Source organism: uncultured Bacteroides sp., from assembly GCF_949298305.1.
In the GTDB taxonomy this organism is placed as follows: Bacteria; Bacteroidota; Bacteroidia; order Bacteroidales; family Bacteroidaceae; genus Bacteroides.
Window position 1 is genome coordinate 1 of the sequence record NZ_CASFWU010000128.1, and the last position, 7,167, is coordinate 7,167.

3 protein-coding genes are annotated in these 7,167 nt (G+C 56.0%); all 3 read left to right on the top strand.

What is annotated here, in order from left to right; translation table 11 throughout:
- Positions 1-461: PD-(D/E)XK nuclease domain-containing protein (locus Q1Y74_RS13105; RefSeq protein ID WP_300814747.1), on the top strand; the 461-nt coding region annotated here is incomplete at its 5' end.
- A gap of 640 nt (positions 462-1,101) precedes the next feature.
- A complete protein-coding gene (locus tag Q1Y74_RS13110; protein ID WP_300814748.1) occupies positions 1,102-4,368 on the top strand; it encodes a SusC/RagA family TonB-linked outer membrane protein in 3,267 nt (1,088 codons plus the stop codon).
- 22 nt (positions 4,369-4,390) lie between these two features.
- On the top strand, positions 4,391-5,947 hold the full coding sequence (locus Q1Y74_RS13115; protein WP_300814749.1) for a RagB/SusD family nutrient uptake outer membrane protein: 1,557 nt from the start codon (positions 4,391-4,393) through the stop codon (positions 5,945-5,947).
- Positions 5,948-7,167 lie beyond the last annotated feature (1,220 nt).

Below are 7,167 nucleotides of genomic sequence, written 5' to 3' on the forward strand. Positions count from 1 at the left end.
AAGGCTTTATCCGCTTCCTGCTGCCTTTCTATTCCGGTACGTCGCAGTCCGATTCGGCTTTCGAGATTGTCCATTTTGTCCGCGAAGTGGAAAGCGGCAACATAGACGCCTTCATGCGCCGTCTCCAAAGTTTCTTTGCCGACACGCCCTACGAGTTGGCGCGCGACCTGGAGCTGCACTACCAGAACGTGCTGTTCATCGTGTTCAAGCTGCTGGGCTTCTATACGCAGGCCGAGTACCATACCTCCAACGGCCGCGTGGATATGGTGGTCAAGACCGACCGCTACATTTACGTGATGGAGTTCAAGCTGGAAGGCACCGCCGAGGAAGCCTTGCGGCAAATCAATGAAAAGCAATACGCCCTGCCTTTTGCAGCCGACGGCCGGACACTCTATAAACTGGGTGTGAACTTCAGCAACGCCACGCGCGGCATCGAGAAGTGGGTGGTGGAGTGTGGTTAAAGCTCCCTTTTTCTCCGAAGAAGTCCCTCCCGTAACTCCCCATCATTTCAGGGGCGGTTGCGGGAGGGACTTTTTTGTCTTTAGACCTCCTTCCCTTCGCCTTCCTGCCAGTCTTTGTCGGGTCGCAGGCTCGTAGTATCGTTCCTCTTCTCCGCAGAAAGGTTTCCCCTTGTCCGTAGAAAGGTTTCTGCAATGTAGCATGAAAAGTTATAAAGCAGCCGCTCAGATATACATCGCAGGCGCGCAGATGTACATCGCAGCGGCTCAGTTATACATCGCAGCTGCTGCTTTACAGGTTTTGTAACGGATTGGAGCATCTTTTCTGCTACCGGGGGGAGTCCTTCTCCGCAGATAGGGGTGGGCGGTGGCAGGCCTTGGGCGCATTGACGGTTGGCGGACGGGCGGCCGTCGGCAGGGGTGGTGCGCCCTCGGCAGGCGGGGGCAGGAGGGGGGAGAATGGGGGCGGAAAAGCGGGATGTACATCGTCCGTACATCGGTTTATGGTTTTATATGATTGATTTACAGTTGTTTGCTGTTCTCCTTGATGTACATCGTGTTTCCTTGTCTCCGCAGGACTAATCCTATACTTTTGCCGTCGGAAGAGATTTCATTTAATAACCATACGTTATGTGATTTGATTATGAAAGAGAGAGTTTTATTGTGGATTCTGTTTTTGTGCGTGGGAGCGGGAGTGCTCCGGGCACAGACGAGACAAGTAGTAGGGCGAGTCACTTCTGCCGAAGACGGCCTGCCGGTCATTGGCGCTTCGGTGCTGGTGAAGGGAACTTCGCTGGGCACCGTCACCGATGTGGACGGAAAGTTTGTATTGGGCGGTGTGCCGGTTTCGGCACAGACGCTGGTCGTGTCGTTTGTGGGCATGAAAAGTCGCGAAGTGCCTGTGAGCGACCGCGTGGAAGTGATACTTGAGAGCGAGCAACAGCAACTGGACGAGGTGCTGGTCACCGTGGCCTACGGCACGGCCAAGCGCTCTTCGCTGACGGGTGCCATCTCGACGGTGGACAAGAAGCAGATTGAACTGCGTCCCACGTCCAGCGTCACCTCCGCTCTGGAGGGCAGTACCTCGGGCGTGCAGATTAACAGCACCTATGGCGCGCCGGGCAGCTCGCCCGACATCCGCATCCGCGGTTTTGGCACGGTGAACGGCTCCAGTTCGCCCCTCTATGTGGTGGACGGCGTGCCCTTCAGCGGCAGCATCACCGACCTCAACCCCGCCGACATCGAGAGCCTGTCGGTGCTGAAGGACGCCGCTTCGTGCGCCCTCTACGGCAACCGCGCCTCCAACGGCGTCATCCTCATCACGACCAAGAAGGGTACGGCAGGCAAGTTGAGCTTTGACCTGAAGGTGAACCAGGGCATTTATACGCGCGGCATCAAGGAGTATGCCCGCACGGATGCCCGTCAGTTCATGGAGGCCAGCTGGCAGAACTTGCGCAATGCCCGCATCTCGGCCGGCGACGACCCCGCTACCGCCGCCCGCTATGCCGACGAGAACCTGATTGGTGAGCAACTCTACCTGAACATCTTCAACAAACCGGACAAGGAACTGTTCGATGCCGAGGGCCATTTGGCTCCGGGCGTGCAGATGCTGCCCGGCTATGCCGACGACCTGGACTGGTACAAGGCCGCCATCCGTAACGGCTACCGCCAGGAGTATCTTTTCAGCGGCAATGCCGCCAACGAGAAGAGCGACTATTACTTCTCCTTGGGCTACCTCAGCGAGGAAGGCTATGTGCGCAATTCCAGCTTCAACCGCCTTTCGGCCCGTGTGTCGGTAAACCTGAGTCCTGTGGAATGGCTGAAGGCCGGCGTGAACCTTTCGGGCAGCCATCAGAACTCGCAGATAACGGCCGGCGACGAGGGCGCTTCGTTTACCAACGCCTTCATGTACTGCCGGCAGATAGCCCCCATTTATCCCGTGCATCTGCACAACGCCGACGGTTCCTACCGTCTCACTGCCGACGGCCAACGTCAGTATGACCCCGGCTACTATACGGACGACAAGGGCGTGGAGGTGGCTACCCGCAACCAGTATGCCGACCGCCACGTGGTGTGGGAAAACGAACTGGACATGGACGACACCATGCGCAACACCCTGCAGGGAATCGCTTATGTGGATGTCAAGTTCCTGCGTGACTTCACCTTCACCGTGAAGGGCGATATGAACCTGAGCCAGTCCGACAACACCGCCTACGACAATGCCGTCATCGGCAACGGCAAGGGCAGCGAGGGCCGTGCCCGGCGCAATACCTACCGCTACAAGAGCTACACTTTCCAGCAGCAGTTGAAGTGGACCCACCTCTTTGGCAGACACTTGCTGGACGTGCTGGTGGCACACGAGAATTACTCCTTCAACTACGATTACCTCTACGGCTTCAAGACGGCGCAGATATTTGCCGGACGCCCCAACTTCAGCAACTTTACCGAAATCACCAGCCTGGACGGCTACGAGAACAACTACCGTACCGAGAGCTACCTGGGCCGCCTCCGTTACAACTACGGCGACCGCTACAACCTGGAGGTTTCCTTCCGCCGCGACGGCTCCTCGCGCTTCCATCCGGACAACCGCTGGGGCAACTTCGGCAGCGTGGGTGCCAACTGGATTATCAGCGAAGAGGAGTTTATGAAAGATGTCAGCTGGGTGAACGACCTGAAACTGCGCGCCAACTACGGCCAGGTGGGCAACGACGCCGGCGCCGGCTACTATGCCTACATGAGCCTCTACACCGTGGAGCAGAACGCCCACAAGGGTGCCCTCTACCTGACGCAGAACGACTCCTACGACCTGAAGTGGGAGACGGGCGAGGCCTACGGCGTGGCCCTGGAGGCACGCCTCTTCAACCGCTGGAACCTGAGCGTGGAGTACTTTGACAAGCGCAACAAGGACTTGCTGTTCGACATCTATCTGCCCCTCTCGGCAGGAGCCACTTCTTCGTCTGCCGCCCAGGCCACCGTGACCCGCAACCTGGGCACCATCTCCAACCGCGGCATCGAAATCAATACGGACATCGACGTGTTCCGCAACCGCAACTGGACTGTCAACCTGGCCGCCAACGCCACGTTCCTGAAGAACAAGATTGTGAAGCTGCCCGACCAGAACAAGGACGGCATCCTTTCCGGTGTCTATAAGATTGTCGAAGGCAGAAGCCGCTACGAGTTCTTCACCTATACTTTCGAGGGAGTGGACCAGCTTACCGGCAACTCGCTCTACAAGGCCAATCTGGAGGACTATTACGTCAACATGCCCGACGGCACCACGCTGGGCAACAAGCAGGGCGGCGCTGACATCACCAGCAAGGCTACGGTGATAGGCGGAGTGCCCTACGTCACCAACACCACCTACGGCCAGCGGGAGTTCCACGGCTCGGCCCTGCCTACCGTGTACGGCAGCTTTACGGGAACCATCGGTTACAAGTCGCTCACTCTCTCTGCTCTATTCACATATTCGTTGGGCGGCAAGACGATGGACGGCGTTTATCAGTCGCTGATGAGCACCGGAACCAGCCCCGGCAACTATCATGCCGACATCATGCAATCGTGGACAAAGGCTCCCGAAGGCATGAAGGAGGATTCGCCCGACCGCATCCGGAAGGACGGCATTCCGCAAATCAACAGCACACTGAGTGCGGACAACAATGCCGTCTCTTCCCGCTGGCTCACTTCGGCCGACTATCTGGTAGTGAAGAACCTGACCCTCTCTTACCGCCTGCCGCAGGCGTGGGTAGGAAGCATGGGCTTGCAGGACGTGGGACTGAACGTCAGCTGTGAGAATCTTTGGACCTTTGCCGCCCGTCAGGGCATGAACCCACAGCAGTCCTTTGGCGGTGGGCAGGGCAACTACCTCGTGACTCCGCGCATCTTCTCTGTGGGAGTGAGTGTGAAATTGTAAAACCCGTAAATTCTCCATCTTTATGAAACTGAAAAAGATATTCTCCATAACCGCCGCGGCAGCCCTGCTGACCGCTTGCTCCGCCGACTATCTCGACACGCTGCCCCAGTCGTCCACCGACACGGGTACCGTATTCGAGACAACTGAAAACGCCCGCATGGCCGTCAACGGCCTCTGCCTGATGATGACCCAACAATACCTGGGCCAACAGGGATTCAACGGCGAGGGAACCATCAAAACCATGTATGGCAACTATCCCGGCAACGACTTCCAGAAGTGCAACCTCACGGGGTGGGCTCCCATCATCAACGCCACCTACATGGAACGCAGTTCCGTGCTCTACTGCTACTATCCCTGGTTCTATTATTATAAGCTGATAGGCAATGCCAACCGCATCCTGGTAAACATTGACAAGGCCGAAGGCCCCGAAGCCGAACGCCTCTTCATCCGTGCGCAGGCCCTGACCGTCCGTGCCTATGCCTACCTGATGCTCAGCCAGCTCTACTGCCATCGCTGGGCCGACAGCAACCAGGGCGCCTCGCGCGGCCTTCCTTTGCGGGTCGATACTTCCGTCGGCGACCTGCCTGCCTCTACATTGGCTCAGGTCTACCAGCGGATTTATGAAGACCTGGACGCTGCCGTCGATGCCTATACCCGCAGCGGCCTGTCGCGCGACCGGGGAGACAACCACAGCCCCGACCTCTCCGTGGCCTGTGCCGTCTATGCCCGTGCCGCCCTCACCCGCGAGGACTGGGCCACTGCCGCCAAGTATGCCGCCCTGGCCCGCAAGGACTATCCGCTGATGAGCAACGCCGACTATGTGGACGGCGGTTTCAGCACCCCCAACAGCGAATGGATATGGAGCAGCTACAGCGCTTCCGACCAGACACTCTACTATTTCTCCTTCTTCTCCTATCAGGGCAGCAACTCCAGCGCCAGCATCTGTCGCAGCTATCCCTGTGCCATCAGCAAGGAACTTTACGACCGCATCCCCGAGACCGACGTGCGTCGCGGCATGTTCCTCGCTCCCGGCGAAGGCGAACCCTTCAACACCGCCAACGGCCGTGTCACTTCGGGCCCCATGCTGGAGCGTGCCCGTGGCAAATATGCCGACAAGCTCTTTTCCACCAGCCTCGTCTACGCCTACATGCAGTTCAAGTTCCTGTGCACCGGCCAGCCCGGCATCGGTCAGGTGAACCACTTTCGCTCTGCGGAGATGTACCTCATCGAGGCCGAAGCCAAATGCCGGCTGGGCGGCAAGGACAGCGAAGTGCAGGCCCTGATGCAGGCCCTCGTGAAAGACAGCGGACGCGACCCGCAGTACACTTGTACCAAGACGGGTGCCGACCTGCTTGAAGAAGTGAAACTCTACCGCCGCATCGAGCTTTGGGGCGAAGGTTTCGACTGGTTCGACCTGAAGCGGTGGAACGAACCCATTATGCGCCATAGCCATCCTCAAGGCAGCTTCCATCCCCAGTTTGCCATCACGGTGAAACCCGATGAGGCCAACCGCTGGACGTGGGTCTATCCGGCCAAAGAGGTGGATTACAACAGTGCTTTGGACAGTTACATCGAGTGAATTGTTTTTTACCTAACCAGTTAATATTTCTCTAAAATCAAGGTTCCGCGTGATGCGGCGCCGATTCAAATTCTCTCTGATGTCAGGTCGGGAAGTACGGTTTCAGCGGAAACCGTTGCTTCCCGGCCTCTATTTTTTGCGGGTTGATGCTGCAAGTTTCCGGAAACGGGGGCTGTTTGGCAGTTATGACGAATCAAGCGGCGCGAGGGTGGCTGATGCATGGCCTTGTATGCCGGAAACGAATAAGGACGGGTGTGTGCTGCGTCTGAAAAATGCGTCCGTATCGTTTCGGACAGATTCTTTAAAGGCCGTTTAAAAGGGGTTTGAAGTGGATAACCGGCGGCTGTCCGAGTGAATAACTGACGGCTCGACAAGTGGATAGTTAACGGCTTCCCACCCCCTCCATAGCTCCGTGTGCAGGGGTAAAGAAGTATCCGTAAGTAGTTGGATGATTGCTTATGGCTAATCGAAGAACTGCCTGTAAGTAGTTGCTTCATTACTTATTAGGAAGCGATGTCATTCCCTTCTTTTGCTTTGCCGGAAGACGCGGTCGGGCAGATATCGGCATCCTGATTCGGCGGTGTGAAGGTGTTTTCGCAGCAGGTTGTACGAAGACCTCGAGGCCGTGGCGGATTTACTCCCAAAGTCAACCTGTCCTAAGCCTTGAGAAAGTGCATTTTTCTTGACAATAGAGAATAGACCTCACTTCACTTATATTCTCCCTCCTGAAAATGGGTTTAAACCCTGAGAGGCCTATGTTTGAAACATAAGGGGTCTATGTTTCAAACATAAGCCCCTTGGGTTTCAAACCTTCCTGTTGCAGCCTTAATAGGATTCAAGGAATCTCTTACTGAAAGAAGCAGTCAGAGATGTAATTATTCCTTACATTTTTCCCGTCCATCTGTCCGGATAAGGCGTATTTACTCAAGTTCGCACTTGCGGACTTGAGTAAGATGCTGTAGCGGACGAAGACGAATTAAGACACGGTGCAATTGAGGTTGCACAAAAAAGAATAGGATAATATTTGTAATTGTCGGGAACTGATATCTCGAAATTTTTAAAGCTGTCGCCACGTACCGTCGTAATTGTATGGTTGTTGGTCTGTTTAGCTTCATTTCTGTCTTTTCGCAAGGTTATTCCGAAGTTTTTCCGTAAGTTTGCTTGCCTAAAGTTCAAACGATATGGAAATACAAGCCAATTATATCCGCCGCATTGAGATT